Genomic DNA, 23,312 nt, shown 5'->3' with positions numbered 1-23,312 from the left:
CGGGGTCAGCGCGTGGGGGGCAGGGGTTCGCGGACCAGCGGGCAGGACATGCAGCGCGGGCCGCCCCGGCCGGAGCCCAGCTCCGAGCCGGCAATCGGGATGACCTCGATGCCGGCCCGTTCGAGCTGCGCGTTCGTCTCCACGTTGCGCTCGTAGCCGACGCAGAGCCGGGGTGCCAGCGCGAGAGTGTTGTTGCCGTCGTCCCACTGCTCGCGCTCGGCGGTCACCGGGTCCAGGCCGGTGTCGATCACCCGGAGCTGGTCGATGTCCATCGCGTCGGCGGCGGCGCGCAGGAACGGCGCGGGACCGTCCACCTGCGGTTCGCCGCCCGGCCCGGCGACGACCGTGTACGCCGACAGCGTGCTGGCGATGTTCGGGTACATCAGCACGGTGTCGACGTCGACCATGGTGCAGACCGTGTCCAGGTGCATGGTGGCGCGTTCCTGGGCGATCGGCACCACCAGGATGGTGTGCGCCAGGCCGGCGGCGAAGACCTGCCGGGCAAGTCGCTCGGCACCGGCCGGGGTGGTCCGCTCGCCGACCCCCACGGCGAGCACACCGGGGGCGAGCAACAGCACGTCGCCGCCTTCCAGGTGCTCCAGTTCCGGGTGGTAGACGAACTCGGTGCCGACGAAGCGCGGGTGGTAGCGGTACACCGCGTCGGTGAGGGTGCTCTCCCGCCGCCGTGCCAGCATGGCAAGGCTGGTGACCCCGACCCGGTCGCCGATCCACAGCGACGAGTCACGGGTGAACAGCAGGTTGGGCAGCGGATCGATGACGAAGTCGTGGCGGTCCATCAGCGTCCACACCAGACCGCCGGGGCGCTCGGGGCTGATCCTCATCTCCTCGTGGGCGAGCCCGGCGATGAGCACGTCGGCGAGGGCGGCGGGATCGAGGTAGGTGAGGTGGTCGGCGACCCGACGGCGCAGCGTGTCGCCGAGCCGGGGCGAGCGGAGCACCTGCTCGGTGAGTTCGGCGCGGGCCTCGGGGACGGCCAGGGTCTCGGCCAGGAGCGTGGCGAGGTAGAGGACCTCGACGCCCCGGTCACGCAGTGCGGCGGCGAAGGCGTCGTGCTCCTCCTGCGCTCGTCCCACCCATGGGATAGCGTCGAAGAGCAACGAGTCGTTGTTGCGAGGGGTGAGCCGGGCGAGTTCGGGCCCCGGTCGGTGCAGGAGCACCGTGCCGAGCCGACCGACCTCGCTGTCCACGTAGTGGGTCACCCTCGCAGCGTAGGACAGGTGCGAGGAGTGTCCACGGGAAGAACGGTGGATGAATATGGCATTCATCCGCACTCATTCCGGCGCTCCAACTTGCCGTACCCCCGGGATGGCGACGTAGGGTAGTGAGGACATAACTTCGAGGGACCTTTTGCCGGAGGTCGCGATGACTGTCTTTCCCGCTCGTCGAGCCGTACCCACCCGGGCACTGCCGCCCGTGACGGTGCCGCAGCCCCGGACAGAGGCGCCCTCGGCGCTCCAGCCGGCCCGTCCGAGCCCCCTGGAGTGGGCCCGTCGCCGACGGGCCGAGCGGGGCGCCCGCCGGCTGGAGGCAGCCGGCGCACGTGCCCTCGGGCAGCTCGACCACCTGGGCCCCTCCTGGCACGTCATCGAGTGGCCGCGCACCGACCCCACCGACGCGCTCCTCGGCCGCGGCCAGGACGACCGGGCCGGCTTCCTCGCCATCGGCCCCAGTGGGCTCTTCGCGGTGACCATCGCCGACCACGGCCGGGCCCGGGTGCTGGTGGCCGGCGACGTGGTCCAGATCAACGGCAAGCGCCCGCCCTACGTGGCCGAGGCACGGCGGGACGCCAAGCGGGCGAGCAGGGCGCTCTCCGAAGCCGTCGGCCTGCCGATTCCGGTGACGCCGGTGCTGACCTTCGTCGGCTCCGGCGTCATCAGCGTCTACGGCCTGCCGAAGGACTGCCTCATGGCGACCCACCGGGAGCTGGACCGCCTTCTGGTCGCCGGTGGCAACCGGATCAGCCCGGCCACCGCCGAGAAGCTGTCCCGGGTCGCCCAGCAGCCCCAGACCTGGCTCAACGGCACGTACCGTCCAGCCGCCGACTACCGGTGGTACGACGAGGGCCGAACGGCCGCTGACAAGCCGGCCGCCCGCCGGTAACGTCACCGGCGACGCCACGTGGGCCCGGTCCCACGGAGGGAGCCGGTCGGTCCGCGCCGTCGCCGGCCGTCCGGTCGGTCCGGGTGACCTCGATCTCGCCGACGCCGGTGGCCGGAGCGCGAGCAGACGGCTGCCACGAGAACCGGCTAGCGTGGACAGACCGTCGGTGTACCTAGGAGGCGCGGTGGCCCACGTCGAACTCTCGCTCTCGGAAGTGTTCGCGCCAGCCTCGCGGACACCACCGGAGCAGGAGTCCGACAACGTCGGTCAGTGGTCCGCCACGGTCAGCCACGCCGACGAGCCGTGTCTGCTGATCGACGCCGAGACCAGGGTGGTGGCCATCTCCACCGCGGGCTGCCGGCTGCTCTGCCTGGGCGACCCGGAGGATGTGATCGGCCGACCGCTGCTGGCGGGTGGCCTACGGCTGCTCGATTTCACCGCAGCTCGCGGGGAACTGACCGAGCAGGAGTCCGACAAGATTCCGCCGCTGCTCGCGCTGCACTCCGGACGGCTGGCCCGCGGCCTGCTGCGGGTCCGGGCCGCGGGCGGGAACACGCCCGACGCCACCGTCGACGCCATCTCCACCCCCGTGCTGACCGGCGGCACGGTGGCCGGCTCACTCACCTTCTTCTCCGAGGTCTGAACCGCGCCGCGCGGTGCCGACTCTCCCAAATCTGAACCGCGCCCGCGCGGTGCGGCCGCGGTTCCGGGTGCTGCGGCGACCGTCGCCGGCATCGTAAGGTGCCCCCATGCTCGATCTCGCTCTGCTTCCGGGTGAGTACGTGGTGTGCCGACTACCCGCCGGCACCCCGCTGCCGGCCGGGCTGCCCGCCGAACCGAGCGACACCGAGGTGGTGACCGTGAGCTGGACCGCGAACGGGATCTCGGTCATCTGCCCGGGCGACCGGGCTCCCGCCCAGGCGGCCGTGGAGACGGACTGGCGGTGCCTGCGCCTCGTCGAGCCGGCCGACGGCGCGGTCACCGGCACCCTTGCCGCGCTGGTCACCCCGCTCGCCGAGGCCCGCGTCAACGTGGTGGCCTTCTCCACGTACGACACCGATCACGTGCTGGTTCCCGCGGTGCGACTCGCCGAGGCGACCGCCGCCCTGGAACGCGCCGGGCACCGCGTCCTGCGCTGACCTTTCCCGATGCCCGCCGGCCCTCCTACGATGGCACCGGCCACCACGGCCACCACGACCCGTCTCGACGCCGAAGAGCCTCTACCCCCCGAGGACCGGTCCGTGCCGCCTGACGCACCGCACCGTACCCCGCCGCGCCGGCTGGCACTCGCCGGCGCGTTGCTCGCCGCCCTGCCGCTGACCGCCTGCGCCACCCCACCGAGCCGCGGAGCCGCCGCCCCGTCGGCCTCACCGGATCTGCGTACGCCGGCCACCGCCGGTGCACCCGCGGTCCCCCCGGCCAACGGCCTGCCCACGGCCGCAGCACCGGGCGGCTCGCCGGCGACGGCACTCCCCGGCTACCCCCAGGGGGTGCCGACCGGCACCACAGGGCCGGGGCTCCTGCCCACCCCCGGTGCGCCGGCCGGTTCCACCCCGGCCCCGGCCGCCGCACCCTGCCGGGGTCGCCCCCCGGCCGACCGGGTGATCCGGCTGCTGCGCGGACACGTGCTTCCCCGCGACGTGGCGGTGCGGGCCACCAAGGGGCCGCTCTGCGCCGACGGCTGGCAGTACACCGTGCTCGCGGTCACCGGGTACGAGGAACTCCAGGCCGTCACCCGAGGCGAGCCGACCGCGTTGCGCCTCGTCACCGCCGGGACGGATGTCTGCTCGATCGAGGTACGGGCCACCGCGCCACCGGCCATCCGGACGTTGGCCTGCGACGACGCCCTGCCGGGTGCGTAGGCTGGGCGGCATGCCCGGTACACCGCCGACCCGTTTCGTCTACCTCGGCCCCGAAGGGACCTTCGCCGAGCAGGCGCTGCGCACCATCCCCGCCGCCGAACGCGGCAGCCGTACACCGGCCCGCAGCGTCGGCGAGGCGCTGGACTGCGTACGGGCGGGGGAGGCCGACGCGGCGCTGGTGCCGTTGGAGAACTCGATCGGCGGCGCGGTCGGGGTGACCCTGGACGAGTTGGCCGAGGGGGCACCGCTGGTGATCACCCGCGAGGTGATCCTGCCGGTGGAGTTCGTGCTCGCCGCCCGTCCCGGCATCACCCTGGACTCGGTCCGCGACGTCGCCGCCCACCCGCAGGCGTCCACCCAGTGCCGCAACTGGCTGCGCGACCACCTGCCCGACGCGACTGTGGTCGACGTGCTCTCCAACGGCGCGGCGGCGGCCGGTGCGGCGGCCGGCGACCACGACGCGGCGATCTGCGCCCCGATCGGGGCCAGCCGACACCGGCTGACCGTCCTCGCCGACAAGATCGCCGACCACCAGGAAGCGGTGACCCGCTTCGCGCTGCTGTCCCGGCCCGGCCCGCCGCCGCCGCCCACCGGCGACGACGTCACCTCGCTGGCCGTGTACATCGCCCACGACCGGGTGGGCGCGCTGCTGTCGGTGCTGATGGAACTGGCCGTACGCGGGGTCAATCTGACCCGGATCGAGTCCCGGCCCACCGGCGAGGCACTGGGCCGGTACGTCTTCTTCCTCGACTGCACCGGGCACGTGGCGGACGTCCGGATGGGCGAGGCGTTGCAGGGGCTGCGCCGGGTCTGCGCCGACGTGCGCTTCCTGGGGTCGTACCCCCGGCACCGCTGGGCCGACGCGGCGGGGGAACGGCCGGTCCCCGCACCGGCCGGGCTCTCCGAGGCCGACTACACCGACGCCGCGGCCTGGATCGCCCGGCTGCGGGCGGGCGAACTGAGCTGACCGGCGGTGGGGCGCCCAACCGGGCGCCCCACCGCGGCTCAGCTGAGCAGACCGCCGAGCAGACCGCCCTGTTGCTGCTGAGCGCCGCTGCCGGCGACCGGCGGCTCCTCGGACGGCTGGACCACCACGAAACCCTGGCCGGCGAAGCTCATCGTGAACGCCTCGCCGGTGCTGCGGCCGAGCAGCGTGCCCAGGCCGAGCTGCTCGGCCCGGTGGTAGCCGGTCTGGAGGTTGGCCGACCAGCAGACCGCGGCCTGCGGGTCGACGTAGGTGGGGGCGTCGACGTTGAGCACCACCGGGGTGCCATTGGTGGTGATGGCGATCCGGCCGTGGCCGGTGAAGACGCAGTTGAACAGGCCGGACGACGAGGCCATGCCGGCACCGCCGACCATCTTGATGTCGTACGACAGGGTCGAGTCGAAGGCCAGCACGCTGGAGCCGTTGATGGAGAGGGCGTCGCCCGGCTCCAGGTCGATGACGTGTACGTCCTTGGCCAAGTCGGCGAGGAAGACGTCACCCTGGCCGGTGAGCTTCATCAGTGGCACACCCTCACCGGTGAGCCGCTGCTTGATGAACTTGCCGAGCCCACCGGAGCCGAGGGCCTGGAACTGCACGTGGCCCTGATAGGCCACCATCGAGCCGACGCGGGCCATTGCCTCGCCATTGAGCTCGATCTTGAGCATCTTGGAACTCTGGAGCCGCATGCCGGGCTGGGCGGACTCCTTCTCAAGGTTCTCCGCAGAGAACAGCGCACTGCGCATGGGATTCCTCCTGGTTGCCGTGGTGCCTCCCCACGGTAGGCAGTGGGCACAACAGCGAACAACGGCCGGATGGACGGTCAGCCCCAGCCCAGGGCGTGCAGCCGCTCGTCGTCGATGCCGAAGTGGTGGGCGATTTCGTGCACCACAGTCACCGCCACCTCGTCGACCACGTCGTCCTCGGTGTCGCAGATCCGCAAAATCGGGTGACGGTAGATGAAGATCCGGTCCGGCAGCACGCCGGAGTAGTCCCACCCGCGCTCGGTGAGGGCGTGCCCCTCGTAGAGGCCGAGTAGGTCCTCCCCGGGAGGTGGATGGTCCTCCACCAGGATGACCACGTTGTTCATCAGGCCGAGCAGTTCCTCGGGCACCTCGTCCAGGGCCTCGCCGACCAGTTCCTCGAAGCGCTCACGGCTCATCTCCACCGGCACGCCACCCATTGTCCCCGACCCCGGCCCGGACGGCAGCGGCGCGGCCCCGGCCCGGCCGGGGCCGCCCGATCCGCCCTAGGGGCGGGCCGGGCGGCGCGGTACGGAACGGGTCAGGAGGCGAGGCGCGCGTCCAGGGTGATCTCGGCCCCCGGGGAGAGCAGCCGCGAGATCGGGCATCCCTCCTTGGCGGCCTCGGCGAGCTTGGTGAACTGGGCGGCGTCCATGCCCGGCACCCGACCGACGGTCTCCAGGTCGATCCGGGTCACGGTCATTCCGGCGTCGGTCTTGTCGAAGTGCACCTTGGCGGTGGTGTCGACCGAGGTGTCGGTGGCGCCGGCGTCGGCCAGCTGCTTGGACAGCGCCATCGAGAAGCAACCGGCGTGCGCGGCACCGACCAGCTCCTCGGGGTTGGTTCCCTCGCCCTCCTCGAAACGGGACTTGAAGGAGTAGTTACCGGTCAGGCCGCCCTTGCCGGTGCGGACGGTTCCGGCACCCTCGGTGAGGTTGCCCTGCCAGCTTGCGGAAGCGGTACGAATAGGCATTCCCCGACGCTAACCGAAACGGCAGCGGGCGGCGACCGACCTCGCCGCCCGCTTCGCGTGTCGCGCCCGACACACCTGCCGGCGACATCGCGGAGGGTACGGATCTGGTCACCTCGGCTTGGCACCCGATTAGCCGGGAAGTCATGGTTGCGACCGGTTCCACGAGGTACGTTTGCTGCCCGCCGTCAACTCCGGTCGAGGCACCGACGACCGAGAACGGCTGGCTGCGACGGCGGCGGGCGAAGGAGGAACGATGACCCGCCCGGGCCTGCCCAAGCTGATCGCCACCGACCTCGACGGGACGCTCGTTCGCAGCGACGAGACCGTTTCCGCGTACACCCACGAGGTGCTCGACCGGGTGCGGGCCGCCGGCATCCCGGTGGTCGGCGCCACCGGTCGCGGTCCCCGCCTGGCGGAACTGACCCGAAACGACATCCGCGCCGCCGACTTCCTGGTGATGGCCGGCGGCGGTTGCGTGGTCGACCAGAGCGACCCGGCCGGCCCGGTGGTGCTCCGGGACGAGCGCCTGCCGGGTGCGGTGCTGGCCACGATCGTGGCCGAACTGGAGGCCGTCGCGGGCCCGCTGACCGTGATGGTCGAGGCGTCCGACGAGCACGACGCGCCGCTGTGGGGCGACTACCACCCGAGCTGGCCGTACCAGGACCGGTTCGAGGCACGCAGCCGGGCGGAGTGCCTCTCCGGCGACGTGATCAAGGCGTTCGCGCGGACCGCCGACCACCACGTGGACGAGCTGCTCGCGGTGGCCCGCCGGATCGTTTCGCCGGAGGTGGCCACGCTGACCCAGGCCGGCCTGGGGTTCGTCGAGATCAGCCCACCGGGGGTGGACAAGGCCACCGGGCTCAGCGTGGTCGCCGAGCGGCTCGGCGTCGACCCGGCGGAGGTGCTGGTCTTCGGCGACCAGCCGAACGACCTGCCGATGTTCGCCTGGGCAGGCTGGGCGCGGGTGGCGGTGTCGAACGCCCACCCGGACGTCCGGGCCGCCGCCGACGAGATCACTCTGCGCAACGACGACGACGGCGTCGCGGTCTACCTGGACCGACTACTCTCCCGTTGATGGCAGTCCCACCCCGACTTGTCGCCACCGACATCGACGGCACCCTGCTCGCCGACGACCGCACGCTCAGCGCCCGGACCGCCGCCGTGTTGGCCGAGATCTCCGCGCGGGGCACGCCGGTCGTGCTGGTCACCGGCCGTCCGATCCGCTGGCTCCACCTCGTGTACGACCAGCTCGCCGCCCCGCTCCCGGCGATCTGCGCCAACGGCGCCGTGGTGTACGACCCGGTCACCGACGAGGTGCTGCGGGCCGACCCGCTCGCCCCGGACCTCCTCGCCGAGGTGGCCCGGCGGCTGCGCGCGGCGGTGCCGGAGGTGAGTTTCGCGGTCGAGATCGTGGACAGCCGGCAGATGCGGCACGAGGCGCACTACCCGCTGCGCTGGGACGCTGACCATGACGCCATCCGGGCCGTCTTGTCACCGGAGGAGTTGCACTCGGTGCCGGCGGTGAAGCTGCTGGCCCGGGCCGGCGAGCAGGACCCGGACGCCTTCGTGCGGTTGGTGGCCGGGGCGTTGGAGGGCCTGGCCGAGGCCACCCACTCGTCGTACAGCGGGCTGGTGGAGATCTCCGCCGCCGGGGTGACCAAGGCGGCCGGGCTCGCCTGGTACGCCGAACGGCTCGGGGTGTCCGAACAGGATGTGCTGGCCTTCGGTGACATGCCCAACGACCTGCCCATGCTGACCTGGGCGGGCCGGGCGGTCGCGGTGGCCAACGCGCATCCCGCCGTCCTGGCCGTCGCCGACGAGGTCACCGGCGCGAACACCGTCGACGGGGTGGCGGCGTACCTGGAGAAGGTCTTCGGGTTGGACTGAGCGGGCCCCGGGGGCGCCGGCGTGGCCGACGTCCCCCGGAGCGCCGGTCAGAGGTACTGGCCGGTGTTGTGCTCGCCGCCCGGCGCCTGGCCCATCCCCGGCATCCCGGGAATCATGCCGCCGCCGGGGCCGCTGGGCAGCGCCTGCCGGCCCGAGCGCATCTGCTCCAGCTGCACCCGGGCGGCCATCTGCTGGGCGACCAGCGCCGCCTGGATGCCGTGGAACAGCCCTTCCAGCCAGCCGACCAGCTGCGCGTGGGCGATGCGCAGCTCGCCTTCGCTCGGCGCGTTCTCCTCGGTGAACGGCAGTGAGATCCGCTCCAGCTCCTCGCGCAGCTCGGGGGCGAGCCCTTCCTTGAGTTCGACGATGGACCGCTGGTGGATCTCCCGCAGCCGGTGCCGGCTGGCGTCGTCCAACGGAGCAGCCTTGACCTCCTCCAGCAGCTGTTTGATCATGCTGCCGATCCGCATCACCTTGGCCGGCTGCTCGACCAGGCGGGTCGGATCCTCGCCGGTCGTCTCGTCGGTCTGCATCGTGCCGACCGGCCGGCCGTCCGGCCCGACCACCACCACGGTGCCCGAGTGGCCGGCGTTGTCGCGGCCCGGCTCGTCGTTCTGTCCAGCGGAGTGCGCATCGGTCATGACACCCATCTTTACCCACCCTCGCGAGCCGCACGAGGTGGGACCGGTCACCTCCGTCGGGCGCCGATCGGTACCGTCGCCGACATGCCCGCCGACCCGCGCGCCGTACTCACCCGCCCGGCCCCGCCGCCCGACCTGACGGTCGCCTACGGCGACCACCCCGACCAGGTCGTCGACCTGCGCGGGCCGGCCGGCGACGGCCCGCCCCGGCCACTGCTCGCGATCCTGCACGGCGGCTTCTGGCGGACCGAGTACGACCGCACCCACACCGGCCCGATGGCTGCGGCGTTGGCCGGGCTCGGCTGGCCGGTCGCGCAACTGGAGTACCGGCGCACCGGCCAACCGGGCGGCGGCTGGCCGGGCACCCTGACGGACGCGCTGGCCGGGGTGAGGGCGCTGCCCGGCCTGGCCGCCAGCGCGCTGCCCGGGCGGGTCGCACCCGGGCCGCCGCTGCTGCTCGGCCACTCGGCCGGCGGGCACCTCGCGCTGTTCGTCGCCGCGCACGCCCCGGACGGCGTACGCGGAGTGCTGGCGCTGGCTCCGGTGGCCGACCTGGCCGAGGCGTACCGGCTGGACCTGGACTCGGGCGCGGTGGCGGCGCTGCTCGGCGGCGGCCCGACCGCGCACCCCGAGCGGTACGCGGTAGCCGATCCACGGTCACTGGTGCCTCCGCCGGTACGCACCGTGATCCTGCATGGTCTGCGGGACGAGCAGGTGCCGATCGCGCTCAGCCGACGCTACGTGGCAGCCGCCCGGGCGGCGGGCGGTGAGGTGACCTTCGGTGAAATGCCGGAATGTGAGCACTTTGGTCTCATAGATCCGGAATCCACGGCATGGCCGCAGGTCAGGGATGCGTTGCAGTCCTTGCACAAAGATCACTAGCCATTGACGCAGCGTCGCCGAGCAGGTAGAACGCCGGGGGGCGGTGACGCCCGGCAACCGCTCCCGGAAGGATTTCGGTGGTGTTCCAGATGAACCGCAGGCGGGCCCTCCAGCTCATGACCACGCTCGGTACCGCCGGGCTGGTCGCCGGCTGCGGCAGCGACGACGCGGACAGCGATGCGGTGCCAGAGCGCAACCGCATCAAGATCGGTCTCATCGCTCCGGAGAACGGTGCCGGCAAAGCCGTCGGACAGGAGATCACCAACGGCTTCGAGCTCTACCTCGCGCTGAACAACCAGCACCTCGGCGGCCACCCGGTGACCCTGGAGAAGCGGGACGAGGGCGAAACCGCCAAGACCGGGCAGGCCGCCGTCAACGACCTGCTCAAGCAGGGCGTGCTCGCGCTCACCGGCGTGGCCAACCCGGCGGTGATCTCCGGCATCCGGGACACCGTCGAGCAGGCCAAGGTGCCACTGGTCGGCTCGAACGCCTCCCCGGTCAGCCTGCAGAGCGTGGTCTACATCTGGCGCACCTCGTACGTGCTCGACGAGCCGGGTCGCGCCCTCGCCGTCTACCTGAAGGAACGGATGCCGACCGGGAGCCGGATCACCGTGATCGCCCCGGAGAGCAGTGCCAGCCTCGACGTGGTGCAGGGCTTCCGGCAGGCGTTCGGCAACGACGACCCGCGCATCGCCGACGAGACCATCTGGACCACGGCCAAGACCAACCCGGGGGACAGCGACTTCGCCCCCCACATCCGGCAGGCGATCGACCGTGACCCGGACGCGCTGGTCGGCCACTTCGCCGGCCCCGCCGCGATCCAGTTCATCCGGCAGCTGCGGCGCAACCGGCCGGCCTACCAGGGGCCGCTCTACGCGCCGGGCTTCCTCACCGAGGGCAACGTCCTCAACGAGGTACGCGGGGTGCTGCTCGACGGTGACGACAACCTGCTGCCCGGCAGCATCCACACCGTGTCGAACTACTCGGTCGACCTGAACAACTCCGCCAACCGGGTCTTCGCCGCCGCGTACCGCAAGATGTACAGCAGCTCCCCCACCACCTATGCGATGGCCTCGTACGACGCCGCACAGGTGCTCGACAAGGCGCTCCGGATCGCCGGGCCGAACCCGAGTCCGCAGGTGCTCAACCTCGCCATCGGCAAGATCGGGCAGATCGACAGCCCGCGCGGGGTGTGGCAGTTCAACCAGCCGCGCACCCCGCAGCAGAAGTGGTACCTGCGCAGCGTCCAGCTCGACGGTCGGCTGCTGTCCAACGTCATGATCAACGAGGTTGCCACGCTCGGCTGAACCCGGCACCACCGAAGGCGGGTCGGCCCGCACGGGGCCGACCCGTCGGGGGTCAGTGGCGCAGCTCGGCGATGCAGCACTTCACGCTGCCGCCGCCCTTTTTCAGCTCGGTCAACTCGACCGGGACCGGCTGGTAGCCGGCCGCCCGGAGTTTGCCGGCCAACCCGCTGGCATCGCTGTTCAGCACCACGTTACGGCCGTCGCTGACCAGGTTCAGGCCGAAGGCCAGGGCATCGGCGTCGTCGGCGAGCACCGCGTCGGGGAAGAGTTGGGCCAGCACCCGCTGGCTGGCCGACGAGAAGGCCCCCGGGTAGTAGGCGATGTTGCCGTCGTCGATCGAGGCGAGTGCCACGTCGAGGTGGTAGAAGCGGGGATCCACCAGGCGCAGCGAGACCACCGGACGGGCGAGCGCCTCCTGCGCCTCGGCGTGCGCCGCCAACTCGGTGCGGAAACCGTGACCGGCCAGGACGAGGCCGCCGTACGCCTCCGGCAGGTACGCGAAGTCGCCCTCACCCTCGTTGGTCTCGCCCGGCGCGATGAACCGCCAGCCCTGCGACTCGTAGAAGGCGCGGTGCGCGGCAGCCTCGGCGGTCCGCTGCTCGTGCTTGAACCGGGCGCCGTAGACCGTCCCGTCCACCACGAACGCGCCGTTGGCGGCGAACACCATGTCCGGCAGCCCGGCTTCGGGCGTGAGCAGGTGCACCTCGTGGCCCAGCTCGACCAGGGTCTCCCGCAGCCGGTCCCACTGCTTGACCGCCAGCTCCGCGTCGACGGGCGTGGTGACGTCCATCCACGGGTTGATCGCGTACTCGACGGCGAAATGCTCGGGCGAGCACATGAGATATGTCCGCTTTCGCGGGACTCGCTGCTGGTTCACGCTGACCAAGGGTAGGTAGCGTACAAGTTTGGTAACAGCCAGAAATCTTGCTTTCCGAGGGCGGAACGTTGCAGATAGACGCGGTAGACCAGCGAATCATTGCACTGCTCGTGGCAGACGCCCGCGCGTCGTACGCGGACATCGGCACCCGGGTGTCACTGTCCGCTCCGGCGGTCAAGAGACGGGTCGACCGGCTCCGCGCCACCGGGGTGATCCGGGGCTTCACGACCGTGGTCGACCCGGCCGCCGTGGGGTGGACCACCGAGGCGTTCGTCGAGCTGTTCTGCGCCGGCCGCACCACCCCCGCCCAGATCGGGGTCGCCGTCCGGCGGCACCCCGAGGTGGTCGGCGCGTACACCGTCTCCGGCGAGGCCGACGCCCTCGTCCACCTGCGGGCCGCCGACATCTCCCACCTGGAGGAGGCGCTGGAACGGCTACGCGCCGAGTCGTTCGTGACCTCCACCCGCAGCACCATCGTGCTGTCCCGGCTGGTCGAGTCCCCCGGCGTCGGGCCGTCCACGAGCTGACCCGCCGACCGCCCGGACCGGCGCGGCCGGCCCGGGCACGAGGTCGTCAGAGGTACATGCCCGTCCGGTGGCCGGACTCCCCAGCCGGCCGGCTCGGCTTGTCGCCCTCCACGAAGAACCGCTTGCCGCCGAACTCGCCGTGCAGCCGGTCGTCCAACTCGTCAGCCAGGCCCGTCATCACCTGCACCGCCAGCATCAGGTGGGTGGCCTGGAAGTTGCGGCCGAAGACCGGAATGGACGCCCAGACGGTGTCGTCGGCGCAGTAGAGCCGGCCGATCGGCATCCGGTTGGTCAGCTCCGAGAGCTTCACGTACAGCCGCTCGGTGGGTTCGACCTCGGTGAGCACCGGGGAGAAGACGTCGACCAGCGGCGGATTGTCGCGTACCCGGACGAACACCATGGCCGAGCCGGCGCGGATGTTGATGTCACCGTCCGAGTCGATCTGGAGCTGGTCGGACTTGGATTTGAGCATGGTCGAGACGACCGTGCGCACCCGATCCTCCAGCGCCATGACGTCCCCGTCGGCGTCCGTCGCCGACGCGGCGGCAGCGGCCAGCGCCTCCTCCAGGTCGGCCTCCACGTCGCGGTCCGGGCCGACCTCGCTGCGTGCCGTGCCGAGCGGCCCCGGCGGCAGCGGTTCGCCCGCCGCGTCGCGCACCAGGTAGACGAGGAACGCCGGATGCGGCGTCCCGTAGACGTCCCGCAGGGTACGGGAGAGCAGGGCGGCCAGCTTCGTCGCGTCCCCGGTCGAGCCCTCCAGACCGAAGTCCTCCCCGGAGCCCGCCAGCACCCCCGGGGGTGACCAGCCCAGCGCGATCATGTCCGCCACCGAGGCTCGGTCCAGCCGGTACCCCTGCGGCAGGGTGGCGTTGCCGACAGCCCGCGCCACCATCCGCCCCTCGCCGATCTCCACGCTGATCGAGTAGACGGCGTCGCCGGTGCCGGACGCGGTCGGGTCGAGCGTCAGTTCGAGGTGCGCCCCGACCGGGAGCGTACGCAGCCGCTCGGCCAACGCCCGGGCGAACTCCCGCCACGCCTCGGTCACCTTGGCCCGCAGGTCGGCCGTTGTCGGCTCGTCCAGCAGAACCGACTCGTGATGCTCCGGCGCCGCGCCGGTCTGATCACTGGCCGGCATCGAGGGGTGGTCCGCCGTCATGATCGCCTCCGTCCGTCCCGGCCACCCTACCCAGGCGGGTCGCAGGACGAGTCCACCGCGACCGGGATCGGACATCCCTCGGCCCGGCGTGCTCACTGCGGGCGGTCGCCGCCCAGCTCCACCGGCCAGGCACCGGCCAACCCGGTCAGCCGGGCGGTCACCTCCGCCGGGTCCGCGCCCCGCCCCACGGCAACCCCCAGCAGGTACGCGGTGACCGGGGCACCCGGGCGCAACACCTGGTGCGCGACGTCCCTGGCCAGGTCGAGGACCAGCGGCACCGGTACGTCCGCCGGGTCGAGCCCCAGCTCCGCGCAGGCCGCCGTGACCCAGTCGTCCAGCACCGTCATCGTGTCCACTCCTCCGCCCGGCGTACGTCGGAGTCAGTGTCGCAGTCGAACCAGGGCGGCGGACCACCACCGGACCAGGCCAGGTCGCGAACCGTCAGCTCGGCGAGCAGTTCCCGCACGGCGGCGCCGCCGAGGGTGCCGCCCCGGCGGTCGGCCAGCCGGTCCAGCGCAGCCCGCAGGGCTGCGGTCCGCCACACCCCGCACAGCGACTGCCGGCGTGCCCGGTCGTCGAGAAGACACACCCCGTCGGGCCCGTTCTCGTCCGTATCCAGGGCGGCGAGCAGGATGGCGACGGCGTCCCGGGTGAGCAGGGGAAGGTCGGCGGCGAGCAGGGCGACAACGGTCGTGCCGGCGGGCACCAGGGCGAGCCCGGCCGCGGCGGCGGCCACCGGGCCACCACCCGGCGGTTCCTCCCGGGTCACCAGCACGTCGTCGGGGACCGCTTTGGCCGGCCCGACCAGGATGCGCGGGGCCGCGTCGGCGACCGCCGCGAGCACCCGTTCCCGCATCGGCCGGCCGCCGACCGGCACGCCGGGCTTGTCCCGCCCGCCCATCCGGCGGGCCGCCCCACCGGTCAGCACCACCGCCGCGTACGCCGTCACCCGCCCACCGTATCCGCGGCTGCCCGGCGGCGGGCCGCGCGAGCCTCACCGGGCGCGGACCTCATCCGGTGGGCGCCGCCGTGCCGGATGCCGGGCCAGCGGGGCAGGATGGCGGGATGGGACGGGCGACTGACCGGCGGAGCGTGCTCCGGATCGACCTCGAGGCGGCCGACGGGCGGGCGGCGCTGCGCCGACCGGACACCATGGCGGTCGAGGAGCCCCTGGAGATCCGGGTCGGCCCGGCCGGGCCGGGCCGGCGACGCCCGCTGACGGTGACCATGCGCACCCCCGGCGACGACCTCGACCTGGCCATCGGGTTCCTGCTCACCGAGGGGCTGATCCGCACCGACGAGGACGTGCACACCGCGCAGCTATGCGCCGGGGCGGAGACCCCGAACACCTACAACGTGGTGGACGTGGTGCTCGCCTCGGACGTCCCCGCGCCGAGCACCGACCCGACGCGCAACTTCCACACCACCAGCGCCTGCGGGGTCTGCGGGAAGGCCAGCATCGACGCGGTACGGACCCGGTCCCGGTTCGCCGTCGCCGACGACGCGCTCACCGTGCCGGCGACGCTGCTGGCCGAACTGCCCGACCGGTTACGGGCGGCGCAGCGCGTCTTCGACCGCACCGGCGGCCTGCACGCGGCCGGACTGTTCGGGCCGGACGGCGAGTTGGTGGTGCTGCGCGAGGACGTCGGCCGGCACAACGCCGTCGACAAGGTCGTCGGCTGGGCGGTGCGGCAGCGGCGACTACCGCTGGCCGGGCACCTGCTGCTGGTCTCCGGCCGGGCCAGCTTCGAGCTGACGCAGAAAGCCTGGATGGCGGGCGTACCCCTGCTCGCGGCGGTCTCCGCCCCCAGCACCCTCGCCGCCGACCTCGCCGAGGAGGCGGGCATGACGCTGGTCGGGTTCCTGCGCGGGCGCTCGATGAACGTGTACGCCGGCGCACACCGCATCCTCCACTGACCCGATCACCTGCTCACCCGCCGCTCCCTGCGAAAACGCGCTGGGGCTGGCTGCCGCCAGGCAGAGCGAAGCGCCCGTTCCGGTAGGGGAACGGGCGCTTGGTACGACTGGGGTCGGCCAGCCGCGCTCGGCCAGCTGGGCGACGAACGTCCGCCAGGCTTCCGGGGAGAAGACCAGCGCGGCCCGACCGCGTCCTTCGAGTCGCGGACGCCGACGACGCCGGAAAGGTCGTCGGCGACCTCGACACAGTTGCCGCCGCTGGTACCGCTACGGGTGATCTTCCGCCACCGCGCGTGGCCCCCTCGCGGCGGCCAGCCCGGCGCGTGCGTGCCCCGGCCGCCGTCATCCGTGACCCGATCCCTGGGCCGGGGCTACCCCCGGTCACGAGGTCCGCCCTGGCAGAGGGCCGACCGGAGTACGCCCGAACCCGGCAATAGGACAGCGAACCAGCTGGTCAGCGGTCGGTGAGGAGCCTGTGGAGGCTTCGGCTTCGGGTATCCGGCGACACGGAGCCAACGTTTCCCTGTCGGGCTCTCGACAGAGTCTCCAAGTTTACCCAGCAACTGATTCCAGCGAATATCTAGCGGATCATTACCTGCATGTCAGATAAATCGTTCCCGCTTGACGCGTACAAGGAACAACCGATCGCCGACCAGGTTGCTGCGCTTCGCCTGCGACTGAATGCGACGGTCACCCAACTCGAAGAGTTCAGAAACAACACCTTCATCAGTATCGACTTTCAGGGAACCGACGTTGCCGCAGGGCGCGGCGGCAAAATGTCGCACGACAAGAAGGACAAGCGCGGCTACTACCTGGAGGGCGTCGACATCAGCATCCGCCTCGACTCGCCCCACTACTACGTCAAGATCGACGGCCCGCAGACAACGATGGACGCGGCGACGATCTCCTCGTCTTCCCAGCTCGACCTCAATCTCAGCCTCGGCACATTTGGCCCGGTTCCGACGACCGGGGCGAGCACCGGCATGGTCATCGGGAGTGCCTTCAGCTCCACCATTGAGGACTGGCGGGTGGAAAACATCTCGGATGACGTCGCAATTCAGCACAACTACCGCATGGCTGCGTGCGGCGACGGCGCCCGCTACAACCAACCCAAGGACTTGGTGGACATGAGCGCCGGCGGACAGATGTCCGGGGCGCCTCTGCACGAGGTGCCACACATCTCTATCGCCAACATGCCACTGGTGAGCAGCGGAATCTTCGTCAGCCGCAGCAAACAGGTTAGCGACGTGAAGTTACTCGTCGACGCCACTGCTCACCTTGCTTACGTAGAGAAGACCTTCGAGGTTTTTGACGTCAAGATCAAAACCAAGACCGAGCGGGTAACCTGGTCTTTCGTACACCTGATCCCCGTCTCCGAAGTCAAGGAGTGATCGGATCAAACCAAGCTGGACCTCCACCCCGTTGCGGTCGCCAAATAGCCTCCTTTCCCGCTGACGAAAAGACATAAAATGCCCCAGGATTACATTTCTGACCTACCCAAGGATGTACAGTACGAAGTCTTCGACCTACTGCCGGCCGAAGCGCTGAGAAACATGTTGCAGACAGCCAAGCCAATCACTGAGAGCATCGAGAAATACCTCGAAAAGGCCAAGGTGATCGAACTGATGACCGGCAGGCCGGCGATCGGAAAGGCGAGCGACCTACTGAAGGGAATCGGACAGGGACGCTATGCACGTTCTGCCAACTCGGCGGAAATTGTTCGATCGATGACGAAGTCGCTGACGGACTTTGTCATCCACGAGACCGACAAAAATTCCGGAGTCATCAACTGGGAGAAGGCCGCTGATCTCCAGGCGAGGTTCGTCGCCGACATGGCAGGGGAGAGCGTGGCCACGGACGAGGACACGCTTATCCGCCGCAGCGCCCTTGAGACGTTCATCCGGTCAGCGCTGAAGGACGAGAGGCTGGTGAACGAATGGGACGTGGTATACACCGGCGGCATCACCGACGCGATCGCCGAATTCGCAAAGGGCAACATCTACTTCCGGGTGGCGTCCGGGTAGCTTCCCGGTCCGGAGAGTCCCGGGACAACTCGGTTTCGTTAAGGAGCGAGTGGGTTTGCTGTCCAGACTTCCGGTGCCATTGCTGCGTGTTGCCTGAAGAACGGACACCCGCGCGGCGTCCACGTATGTTGGGGACTTGCTGTGATTTTCTCCGGTAACTGAACCGTCATCAGGGCTTCTTGCGGCGGTTCGAACGGCTACCGGGACGCCCCTTCCAGATCACCAACTCATGGTTGGGGTGCGCCGACCCGCAGTCCGGGCAGGGCCAGGGTGATCAGTCGTACGTCCGGTAGGGCTCTCCACCTGGCCAGCCTGACCCTGGTCTGCTCGGTTGCCTGGGTCGGTGGTGGACGGGCTGGCGGCCACCTCAACCACTTACCCACCGGAACCGTTCGGCAAGATGCCGGTACTCCATTTGCCGCGAATCGCGGTGTCCGTGGGCGGGGACACCGCGATTCGCGGCAGGTGAAGTTGATCAAGCACGGGCGGGTGACAAATCGGACGCCGGCTAAACGCCTTGTCGGGTGGCTGGGCCGTGTCTACGGTGCGGAAATGCTCTCTCGACTGCTGGCAGTGACCTTCGACGCGCACGACGCGGACCGCCTGGCGCGGTTCTGGGCCGACCTGCTCGGCCGGGAGGTCGTCGAGGGCGCCGGTGGTGCCCTCCTGCCCGGTGGGGACACCCAGCTCGGCCTCCGGTTCGTTTCGAGCCGGACGGAGAAGGTGGGCCCGAACCGCATGCACCTCCACCTGACCAGCACCGACCCTGCCGACCAGCAGCACATGGTGACGACGGCGCTCACGCTCGGCGCCGCTCACCTCGACATCGGGCAGCGCCCCGAGGAGGGGCACATCGTCCTGGCCGACCCCGAGGGCAACGAGTTCTGCGTGATCGAGCCCGGCAACGGCTTCCTCGCCGGCTGCGGCCTGCTCGGGGAACTCGCCTGCGACGGCACCCGGGGGGTCGGCCTCTTCTGGAGCGAGGCGCTGGGCTGGCCGCTGGTGTGGGACCAGGACCAGGAGACCGCGATCCAGTCACCGCACGGCGGCACGAAGGTCGCCTGGGGAGGCCCGCCCGTGGCCCCGAAAGAGGCGTGGAACCGGCAGCGCTTCGACCTCGTCCCGACCGGTGGCGACCAGCGGGCGGAGGTCGATCGGCTGGTTTCCCTCGGGGCTACTTGCCTCGATGTCGATGCCGACGGCGCCGTCGTGCTGGCCGATCCCGACGGCAACGAGTTCTGCGTACAAGGAAACTGACCACAGCGCGGCCAGGCAGGGTGTCCCCTCGTAAACCCGGCTGGTCACCTCGGCCGGCGGCGCCGGTAGGCCACGACGGCGAGGGTGGCGATGGCGCCGGCGGCGGCCAGGACCGGCTTCGGCTTCGCGCGCACCGAGCTACCGATCCTGGTGGTCACGCCGCGGGCGGAGGCGACCAGGTTCGAGCCGGCTTTACCGGCGGTCTGGGCACCGCCCGCGGCCGAGCCGCGCATCGCGGTGGTCGCCTGCTGGGCCTTCTGCTTGACGGACGTGGCGTACTGGGATGCCTTCTGGCTCAGCATGCCCGACCTCTGAACCGCCGTAGTCTTCGCTGACTGGCCGGCCTGGGTGACGCGCTGCCGGAGTTCGTCGGAGGCGGTGGTGGTCTTGGTTCGCAGGCGTGTCCTGACGTCGGTCTTGGTGGCCAGGGCGGCGATGGTGTCGCCGAGTTCGGCGCGTGTGTGCTGGATGTCGCGTCGGGTCTGGTCCGGGTCGCTGCTACCCGCTGGCGTGCTCATTGCTTCCTCCGACTCGCTGCGCCGCGTATGGTCTCGGTGTCCGCGCGTACGCTGTCCCTGGTCGCCGTCGGCGTGGGCGGCATGGCTTTGGTGACCTGCTTCTTGCCTCCCTTGGCCACAATGGCGGCGGCGATGGCCAGGATCACGGTGACGATCAGCGCGGCCAGTGTGGCGGGCATGAAAGCGGCCAGGGCCAGAATGACTGTGGCGACGGCAGCGCCGCCGGCGTAGAGACCGAGCATGGCGCCGCCGCCGAGCAGTCCGGCGCCGACGCCCGCGCGCTTTCCCTTCGCGGTCATCTCCGCCCGCGCCATCATCAACTCATCGCGCACGAGTCGGGTGATCTGCTCGGTGGCGCGCCGCACCAGCTCTGCGACTGGCGCGTCGACAGACGCGGCGCGCGGGTTGCCGCTGGGACGTTCTGCCATGGGTGGCCTCATCTCTCTCGCGGGCCGGGATGACCCGAGGCGCTGCCTGGTCAGCCGTGCTGTGCCGCTGGCATGCTCGTCGAGCCCAGCGAGGGGCCGTCGAACCGTTCGCCCAGCGGCGGGCCGGAGGGCTCGGTCAGATGGCCGGCGGCATCGCCCGCCGGGAAGCCGCCCTCCTGCCGGCGACGTCGCAGCGTCAACGCGCCCGCCGACCCGGTCAATGCCCCGGCCGCGAAGGCCAGGATGAGCGCCTGCCGGATGGCGGAGTTTCTCTTGCCTGCCATGACTGCCTTCGGAATCCAACGTGCCCGCATGATCCTGATTGTCGGGCTCGACCGCTGAAGCTATGCACCTAATCGGCAGATTTGCATGGGACGGTCACCATGTGCGCCCCGGCCGTGGGGTGAATTGCCGTTTCTCGGTGCCGACGGCAGCCGTGAGCGACACTGAGTCCACGAGCAGCGGTTCGCCCAATCAGTCTCCGTGGCACGGGTGAATCGCCCACGACTGCCCGGCAGCACTGACGGTGGAGCCGGGCAAGGAGGTCGGGCGCGGCTTGCAGGAGTGGGCGAAGGTGAGCGATACGGATCTGGGTGCCCGCAGCGAGCGGGGCAGTGAGTACGCCGACCTGTCCCGCCTCGTGCGGGGCGCGGGTCTGCTCAATCGGCGTCCCGGTCGCTACGCTTTACGCTCAGCGCTGCTACTTGGGTGCCTCGGCGTGACGGGCGTGGTGTTCGTCCGGCTCGGGCAGTCGTGGTGGCAGGTGACTGTCGCCGCAACTCTCGCGGTGATTCTCGCTCAGACGGCATTCCTCGGTCACGACGCCGGGCATCGGCAGATCTTCCGCTCCCGCCGCGCGAACGACGTGGTCGGCCTGGTGTGCGGCAACCTGCTGACCGGGATCAGTTACGGCTGGTGGGTGGAAAAGCACAACCGCCACCATGCCCACCCGAACACCGAAGGCCACGACCCGGACATCGTGGTCGCGCCCCTGTCGTTCACCCCGGCACAGGCCGCAGCGCAGCGCGGCCTCAGGGCGCTGCTCGTCCGGCATCAGGCGATGTTCTTCTTCCCGCTGCTACTACTCGAAGGTTTGCACCTGCACGCCAACAGCATCAGAGCGGTAGTACGAGGCAATCGGCTCCGGCACCGCCCCACCGAGGCCGGCCTGCTCACCCTGCACCTCGCCGGCTACATCACGGCCGTATTCCTGATCTTGGGCGTCCCGCAGGCGATCGTGTTCATCCTGGTCCACCAGGGCGTGTTCGGCCTCTATCTCGGCTGCTCCTTCGCCCCCAACCACAAGGGCATGCCCATCCTGACCGAGGCCGACAATCTCGACTATCTGCGCCGACAGGTCCTCACCTCCCGCAACGTGCGAGGCGGCCCGGTCCTCGACGCACTACTCGGTGGGCTCAACTACCAGATCGAACACCACCTCTTCCCCAGCATGCCCCGACCGAATCTGCGCCGCGCCCAGCCACTGGTCCGCAAGTTCTGCATCGAACACGACATCGCCTACCACGAAACCACGCTGACCCGATCGTGGGCGCAGGCGCTGGCGTACCTTCGGACCATCGCCCACACCTGACCGGCGTCCAGCGCCCGTGGCCTGCGGTCTCAGCCCTGGCGGGGACGGCGGCGTCGTTTGCGGCGTACCACTCGACCGGGCTCACCCACGGCGGGCCAACCGTCCAGGTCGGACGGGGGCACGCCCCGCCGTAACAGGTCGTCGAGGATCTGGGCCAGCGAGTACTCGGGGTGGACCGCCAGGACCCGCTCCAGCGCCACGGCGGCGAGCGCGCCCTGGCCGGCGCGCCAGGCCGCGAAGGCGAGCAGGCTGGCGGGCGCGGCGATGAGCTCCTCCTCGGCGCGGCGCAGCACGTCGCTCCAGAGGTCGATGTCCTCGTCCCGCCCGTCGGTGCGTTCCCAGGCATGATCGCGGACGGGCAGATGGGTCAGGAGCAGCGTCAACCAGGCCACCTCGTCGTCGGTCAACCGCTCGCCCCGGCGGTGCCGGCGCAGTGCGCCCCGGACCGCGTCGGTCCCGGCGACCCGCACCGCCCGGCCATCCAGCACGTCGGCGGCGGGAGCCTGGTCCAGCAGGGTGAGCAGGCGTCGCTCGGCCCGGACACCGGCCCGGCGCATCGCCGCCGCGTCGTGCCCGTCGCCGGGCGTCACCAGCGCGGCGAGCGCGGCCCGGTCGGGCAGGGCCACCTGGCCGGCGAAGACCGCCGTCGCGGTGACCTGGCTGGTGCCCGCGTCGTACGGGGTGCCGTCGGGCGGGCAGCAGTCCTCCCCGTCGCAGAGGTACGACCAGTACCGTCCGTCGGTGACCCGCAGGGCGTCCAGCACGGCCAGCCCGGCCGTGGTGAGCGCGTCGCGTACCGCGTCGACGGTGGGGGTGACCCGGTCGGCGGGGCCGTAGCCGAGCACGGTGGCCGCCTCGGCGTCCTGCCGGGTGAGGACGTCACCGAGCTGCCGGGCCGGCAGCCCGGGGTCGGTGCCCCGGTCGGGCAGGTCGGCGCGGGCGGCGAAGACGATCCGCCGGCCCCGCATCGCCACCACGACCACGCTGTCGGCGGGATGGAAGCCGAGCAGGTACGGCACGGCGGCGATGAGGTCGGCGGGCGAACGGACGGTGAGCCGGGGGCGGTCGGTCGCGGTCATGGGGGCAGCCTGCGATCCGCCGGGTCGTGGCGACAGACCCTGTGGACGACACTCCGGATATCCACAGATGCGGAGAGTGTTGTCGCAGGTCTGCGCGGTTCGCGACGGTCGAGCGCCGACACGGCGGGCCGGAAGGGGTTACCTTGCGCTGATGGACCTGGCGTACCTGCGGGCGCACCCGGAACACCTGCCCACCTTCCTGACCCACCAGCGGATCCGCGAGACGCCGGTCTCCGGCGGTGACAGCTGCGTCGCCGCCCGGCTGACCCTGGACGACGGGCACTCGGTCTTCGCCAAGACCTGGCCCGAGCGGGCCCACCGGCCGCTGCCGGCGGGCCTGTTCGCCAGCGAGGCGGCCGGGCTGCGCTGGCTGCGGGCGGCCGACGCGGTCCCGGTGCCCGAGGTGGTGGTGGCGTTGCCGGAGCTGCTGGCCCTGGACTGGGTCGAGCCGGGCGAGCCGTCGGCGGAGGCGGCCGAACGGTTCGGCCGGGAGCTGGCCGCGATGCACCGGGCCGGGGCGGTGGCGTTCGGGGCGGAGTG

At 71.2% G+C, this 23,312-nt stretch carries 29 protein-coding genes and 1 pseudogene; 16 read left to right on the top strand and 14 right to left on the bottom strand.

From position 1 onward, the window contains the following. Positions 1-5 precede the first annotated feature (5 nt). Positions 6-1,220, bottom strand: a complete 1,215-nt coding sequence (locus E1166_RS18635) for an arginine deiminase (RefSeq protein WP_132340534.1) — start codon at positions 1,218-1,220, stop codon at positions 6-8. A 163-nt stretch (positions 1,221-1,383) separates the two neighbouring features. Here E1166_RS18635 and E1166_RS18630 point away from each other — a divergent pair, with 163 nt between their 5' ends. The 5 genes from E1166_RS18630 to pheA all read left to right on the top strand — a co-directional run bounded on the left by E1166_RS18630 (position 1,384) and on the right by pheA (position 4,950). Continuing rightward, on the top strand, positions 1,384-2,121 hold the full coding sequence (locus tag E1166_RS18630; RefSeq protein WP_132340532.1) for a hypothetical protein: 738 nt from the start codon (positions 1,384-1,386) through the stop codon (positions 2,119-2,121). 184 nt (positions 2,122-2,305) lie between these two features. Further along, complete coding sequence (locus E1166_RS18625; RefSeq protein WP_132266020.1) at positions 2,306-2,764, top strand: PAS domain-containing protein; 459 nt, start codon at positions 2,306-2,308, stop codon at positions 2,762-2,764. A gap of 106 nt (positions 2,765-2,870) precedes the next feature. Beyond that, on the top strand, positions 2,871-3,260 hold the full coding sequence (locus E1166_RS18620; RefSeq protein WP_132340530.1) for an ACT domain-containing protein: 390 nt from the start codon (positions 2,871-2,873) through the stop codon (positions 3,258-3,260). Between the two features lie 102 nt (positions 3,261-3,362). After that, complete coding sequence (locus E1166_RS18615) at positions 3,363-3,983, top strand: hypothetical protein (protein ID WP_132340528.1); 621 nt, start codon at positions 3,363-3,365, stop codon at positions 3,981-3,983. Positions 3,984-3,993: 10 nt separating this feature from the next. Beyond that, positions 3,994-4,950 (top strand): prephenate dehydratase, encoded by a 957-nt coding sequence (gene pheA / locus E1166_RS18610; RefSeq protein WP_132340526.1) that lies wholly within the window; start codon positions 3,994-3,996, stop codon positions 4,948-4,950. Between the two features lie 38 nt (positions 4,951-4,988). On the opposite strand, the gene E1166_RS18605 is transcribed toward pheA, so the two are convergent. The 3 genes from E1166_RS18605 to E1166_RS18595 form a co-directional block, all read right to left on the bottom strand. After that, entirely contained in the window at positions 4,989-5,711 is a 723-nt protein-coding gene (locus E1166_RS18605; RefSeq protein WP_132266011.1) for an AIM24 family protein, read from the bottom strand. Positions 5,712-5,788: 77 nt separating this feature from the next. Further along, entirely contained in the window at positions 5,789-6,133 is a 345-nt protein-coding gene (locus tag E1166_RS18600) for a metallopeptidase family protein (protein ID WP_207914334.1), read from the bottom strand. A 116-nt stretch (positions 6,134-6,249) separates the two neighbouring features. Next, complete coding sequence (locus tag E1166_RS18595) at positions 6,250-6,681, bottom strand: OsmC family protein (RefSeq protein WP_132266009.1); 432 nt, start codon at positions 6,679-6,681, stop codon at positions 6,250-6,252. Positions 6,682-6,934: 253 nt separating this feature from the next. Between E1166_RS18595 and E1166_RS18590 the strand changes: the two genes are divergently transcribed. Together E1166_RS18590 and E1166_RS18585 are read left to right on the top strand one after the other, a co-directional pair. Further along, positions 6,935-7,756, top strand: coding sequence for an HAD-IIB family hydrolase (locus tag E1166_RS18590; RefSeq protein ID WP_132340524.1), 822 nt, complete (start codon positions 6,935-6,937; stop codon positions 7,754-7,756). Continuing rightward, a complete protein-coding gene (locus E1166_RS18585; protein ID WP_132340522.1) occupies positions 7,756-8,568 on the top strand; it encodes an HAD family hydrolase in 813 nt (270 codons plus the stop codon). The genes E1166_RS18590 and E1166_RS18585 overlap by 1 nt, the downstream gene beginning before the upstream one ends. 47 nt (positions 8,569-8,615) lie before the next feature. Here the strand turns inward: E1166_RS18585 and E1166_RS18580 are convergent, their stop codons facing one another. Further along, positions 8,616-9,218 (bottom strand): bacterial proteasome activator family protein, encoded by a 603-nt coding sequence (locus E1166_RS18580; protein WP_132266003.1) that lies wholly within the window; start codon positions 9,216-9,218, stop codon positions 8,616-8,618. 75 nt (positions 9,219-9,293) lie between these two features. Here E1166_RS18580 and E1166_RS18575 point away from each other — a divergent pair, with 75 nt between their 5' ends. Together E1166_RS18575 and E1166_RS18570 are read left to right on the top strand one after the other, a co-directional pair. Beyond that, a complete protein-coding gene (locus E1166_RS18575; RefSeq protein WP_132340520.1) occupies positions 9,294-10,091 on the top strand; it encodes an alpha/beta hydrolase in 798 nt (265 codons plus the stop codon). Between the two features lie 80 nt (positions 10,092-10,171). Next, entirely contained in the window at positions 10,172-11,398 is a 1,227-nt protein-coding gene (locus E1166_RS18570) for an ABC transporter substrate-binding protein (RefSeq protein WP_132340518.1), read from the top strand. 52 nt (positions 11,399-11,450) lie between these two features. Here the strand turns inward: E1166_RS18570 and ddaH are convergent, their stop codons facing one another. Continuing rightward, entirely contained in the window at positions 11,451-12,284 is an 834-nt protein-coding gene (gene ddaH, locus E1166_RS18565) for a dimethylargininase (RefSeq protein WP_347813029.1), read from the bottom strand. Positions 12,285-12,343: 59 nt separating this feature from the next. On the opposite strand from ddaH, the gene E1166_RS18560 reads away from it, so the two are divergent. After that, positions 12,344-12,802 carry an Lrp/AsnC family transcriptional regulator gene (locus E1166_RS18560; protein ID WP_132266026.1) on the top strand — a complete coding sequence of 153 codons (459 nt, stop codon included), beginning with the start codon at positions 12,344-12,346 and terminating at the stop codon, positions 12,800-12,802. A 46-nt stretch (positions 12,803-12,848) separates the two neighbouring features. Here the strand turns inward: E1166_RS18560 and E1166_RS18555 are convergent, their stop codons facing one another. The 3 genes from E1166_RS18555 to E1166_RS18545 all read right to left on the bottom strand — a co-directional run bounded on the left by E1166_RS18555 (position 12,849) and on the right by E1166_RS18545 (position 14,907). Further along, entirely contained in the window at positions 12,849-13,958 is a 1,110-nt protein-coding gene (locus E1166_RS18555; RefSeq protein ID WP_132340516.1) for a hypothetical protein, read from the bottom strand. 92 nt (positions 13,959-14,050) lie between these two features. After that, complete coding sequence (locus E1166_RS18550) at positions 14,051-14,305, bottom strand: DUF6457 domain-containing protein (protein ID WP_132265995.1); 255 nt, start codon at positions 14,303-14,305, stop codon at positions 14,051-14,053. After that, positions 14,302-14,907, bottom strand: coding sequence for an NTP transferase domain-containing protein (locus tag E1166_RS18545; RefSeq protein WP_243710422.1), 606 nt, complete (start codon positions 14,905-14,907; stop codon positions 14,302-14,304). Before E1166_RS18545 ends, E1166_RS18550 begins: the two co-directional genes overlap by 4 nt. Before the next feature lie 116 nt (positions 14,908-15,023). Between E1166_RS18545 and fdhD the strand changes: the two genes are divergently transcribed. After that, positions 15,024-15,875: a formate dehydrogenase accessory sulfurtransferase FdhD gene (gene fdhD / locus E1166_RS18540; protein WP_132340514.1), complete on the top strand. Its 852-nt coding sequence runs from the start codon at positions 15,024-15,026 to the stop codon at positions 15,873-15,875. A gap of 141 nt (positions 15,876-16,016) precedes the next feature. Here the strand turns inward: fdhD and E1166_RS31575 are convergent. After that, positions 16,017-16,153: pseudogene (locus E1166_RS31575) on the bottom strand (DUF397 domain-containing protein); the annotation flags it as partial. A 321-nt stretch (positions 16,154-16,474) separates the two neighbouring features. Here E1166_RS31575 and E1166_RS18530 point away from each other — a divergent pair. The 3 genes from E1166_RS18530 (at position 16,475) to E1166_RS18520 (ending at position 19,156) form a co-directional block, all read left to right on the top strand. Next, positions 16,475-17,266 (top strand): hypothetical protein, encoded by a 792-nt coding sequence (locus E1166_RS18530; protein WP_132340512.1) that lies wholly within the window; start codon positions 16,475-16,477, stop codon positions 17,264-17,266. 78 nt (positions 17,267-17,344) lie between these two features. Continuing rightward, positions 17,345-17,899: a hypothetical protein gene (locus E1166_RS18525; RefSeq protein ID WP_132340510.1), complete on the top strand. Its 555-nt coding sequence runs from the start codon at positions 17,345-17,347 to the stop codon at positions 17,897-17,899. Positions 17,900-18,451: 552 nt separating this feature from the next. Then, on the top strand, positions 18,452-19,156 hold the full coding sequence (locus tag E1166_RS18520; RefSeq protein WP_132340508.1) for a VOC family protein: 705 nt from the start codon (positions 18,452-18,454) through the stop codon (positions 19,154-19,156). A 44-nt stretch (positions 19,157-19,200) separates the two neighbouring features. On the opposite strand, the gene E1166_RS18515 is transcribed toward E1166_RS18520, so the two are convergent. From E1166_RS18515 to E1166_RS18505, 3 genes are read right to left on the bottom strand one after another with little or no spacing between them, the layout of a single operon-like run. Further along, positions 19,201-19,674: a DUF3618 domain-containing protein gene (locus tag E1166_RS18515; protein WP_132340506.1), complete on the bottom strand. Its 474-nt coding sequence runs from the start codon at positions 19,672-19,674 to the stop codon at positions 19,201-19,203. Next, complete coding sequence (locus E1166_RS18510; protein ID WP_132340504.1) at positions 19,671-20,102, bottom strand: phage holin family protein; 432 nt, start codon at positions 20,100-20,102, stop codon at positions 19,671-19,673. The genes E1166_RS18515 and E1166_RS18510 overlap by 4 nt, the downstream gene beginning before the upstream one ends. Positions 20,103-20,152: 50 nt before the next feature. Continuing rightward, a complete protein-coding gene (locus E1166_RS18505) occupies positions 20,153-20,386 on the bottom strand; it encodes a hypothetical protein (RefSeq protein ID WP_132340502.1) in 234 nt (77 codons plus the stop codon). Positions 20,387-20,676: 290 nt separating this feature from the next. Here E1166_RS18505 and E1166_RS18500 point away from each other — a divergent pair, with 290 nt between their 5' ends. After that, positions 20,677-21,693, top strand: a complete 1,017-nt coding sequence (locus E1166_RS18500; protein ID WP_132340536.1) for an acyl-CoA desaturase — start codon at positions 20,677-20,679, stop codon at positions 21,691-21,693. A gap of 29 nt (positions 21,694-21,722) precedes the next feature. On the opposite strand, the gene E1166_RS18495 is transcribed toward E1166_RS18500, so the two are convergent. Beyond that, on the bottom strand, positions 21,723-22,772 hold the full coding sequence (locus tag E1166_RS18495; RefSeq protein ID WP_132340500.1) for a DUF4192 domain-containing protein: 1,050 nt from the start codon (positions 22,770-22,772) through the stop codon (positions 21,723-21,725). Positions 22,773-22,923: 151 nt separating this feature from the next. Between E1166_RS18495 and E1166_RS18490 the strand changes: the two genes are divergently transcribed. After that, a partial coding sequence (locus E1166_RS18490; protein WP_207914330.1) for a fructosamine kinase family protein occupies positions 22,924-23,312 on the top strand: 389 nt, incomplete at its 3' end.

Origin of the sequence: Micromonospora sp. KC213, from assembly GCF_004348325.1 — a bacterium.
Taxonomy (GTDB): domain Bacteria; phylum Actinomycetota; class Actinomycetes; order Mycobacteriales; family Micromonosporaceae; genus Micromonospora.
Note: the sequence above shows the minus strand (reverse complement) of the source record. Positions and strands in the feature narration are given on the sequence as shown.

What these genes read in the sequence shown, in the direction of transcription:
- E1166_RS18630 (WP_132340532.1), top strand. Translation starts at nt 1,384, where the DNA reads ATGACTGTCTTTCCCGCTCGTCGAGCCGTACCCACCCGGGCACTGCCG.
- E1166_RS18620 (WP_132340530.1), top strand. Translation starts at nt 2,871, where the DNA reads ATGCTCGATCTCGCTCTGCTTCCGGGTGAGTACGTGGTGTGCCGACTA.
- pheA (WP_132340526.1), top strand. Translation starts at nt 3,994, where the DNA reads ATGCCCGGTACACCGCCGACCCGTTTCGTCTACCTCGGCCCCGAAGGG.
- E1166_RS18605 (WP_132266011.1), bottom strand. Translation starts at nt 5,711, where the DNA reads ATGCGCAGTGCGCTGTTCTCTGCGGAGAACCTTGAGAAGGAGTCCGCC.
- E1166_RS18595 (WP_132266009.1), bottom strand. Translation starts at nt 6,681, where the DNA reads ATGCCTATTCGTACCGCTTCCGCAAGCTGGCAGGGCAACCTCACCGAG.
- E1166_RS18590 (WP_132340524.1), top strand. Translation starts at nt 6,935, where the DNA reads ATGACCCGCCCGGGCCTGCCCAAGCTGATCGCCACCGACCTCGACGGG.
- E1166_RS18585 (WP_132340522.1), top strand. Translation starts at nt 7,756, where the DNA reads ATGGCAGTCCCACCCCGACTTGTCGCCACCGACATCGACGGCACCCTG.
- E1166_RS18580 (WP_132266003.1), bottom strand. Translation starts at nt 9,218, where the DNA reads ATGGGTGTCATGACCGATGCGCACTCCGCTGGACAGAACGACGAGCCG.
- E1166_RS18575 (WP_132340520.1), top strand. Translation starts at nt 9,294, where the DNA reads ATGCCCGCCGACCCGCGCGCCGTACTCACCCGCCCGGCCCCGCCGCCC.
- E1166_RS18555 (WP_132340516.1), bottom strand. Translation starts at nt 13,958, where the DNA reads ATGACGGCGGACCACCCCTCGATGCCGGCCAGTGATCAGACCGGCGCG.
- E1166_RS18550 (WP_132265995.1), bottom strand. Translation starts at nt 14,305, where the DNA reads ATGACGGTGCTGGACGACTGGGTCACGGCGGCCTGCGCGGAGCTGGGG.
- fdhD (WP_132340514.1), top strand. Translation starts at nt 15,024, where the DNA reads ATGGGACGGGCGACTGACCGGCGGAGCGTGCTCCGGATCGACCTCGAG.
- E1166_RS18530 (WP_132340512.1), top strand. Translation starts at nt 16,475, where the DNA reads ATGTCAGATAAATCGTTCCCGCTTGACGCGTACAAGGAACAACCGATC.
- E1166_RS18525 (WP_132340510.1), top strand. Translation starts at nt 17,345, where the DNA reads ATGCCCCAGGATTACATTTCTGACCTACCCAAGGATGTACAGTACGAA.
- E1166_RS18520 (WP_132340508.1), top strand. Translation starts at nt 18,452, where the DNA reads ATGCTCTCTCGACTGCTGGCAGTGACCTTCGACGCGCACGACGCGGAC.
- E1166_RS18515 (WP_132340506.1), bottom strand. Translation starts at nt 19,674, where the DNA reads ATGAGCACGCCAGCGGGTAGCAGCGACCCGGACCAGACCCGACGCGAC.
- E1166_RS18510 (WP_132340504.1), bottom strand. Translation starts at nt 20,102, where the DNA reads ATGGCAGAACGTCCCAGCGGCAACCCGCGCGCCGCGTCTGTCGACGCG.
- E1166_RS18505 (WP_132340502.1), bottom strand. Translation starts at nt 20,386, where the DNA reads ATGGCAGGCAAGAGAAACTCCGCCATCCGGCAGGCGCTCATCCTGGCC.
- E1166_RS18495 (WP_132340500.1), bottom strand. Translation starts at nt 22,772, where the DNA reads ATGACCGCGACCGACCGCCCCCGGCTCACCGTCCGTTCGCCCGCCGAC.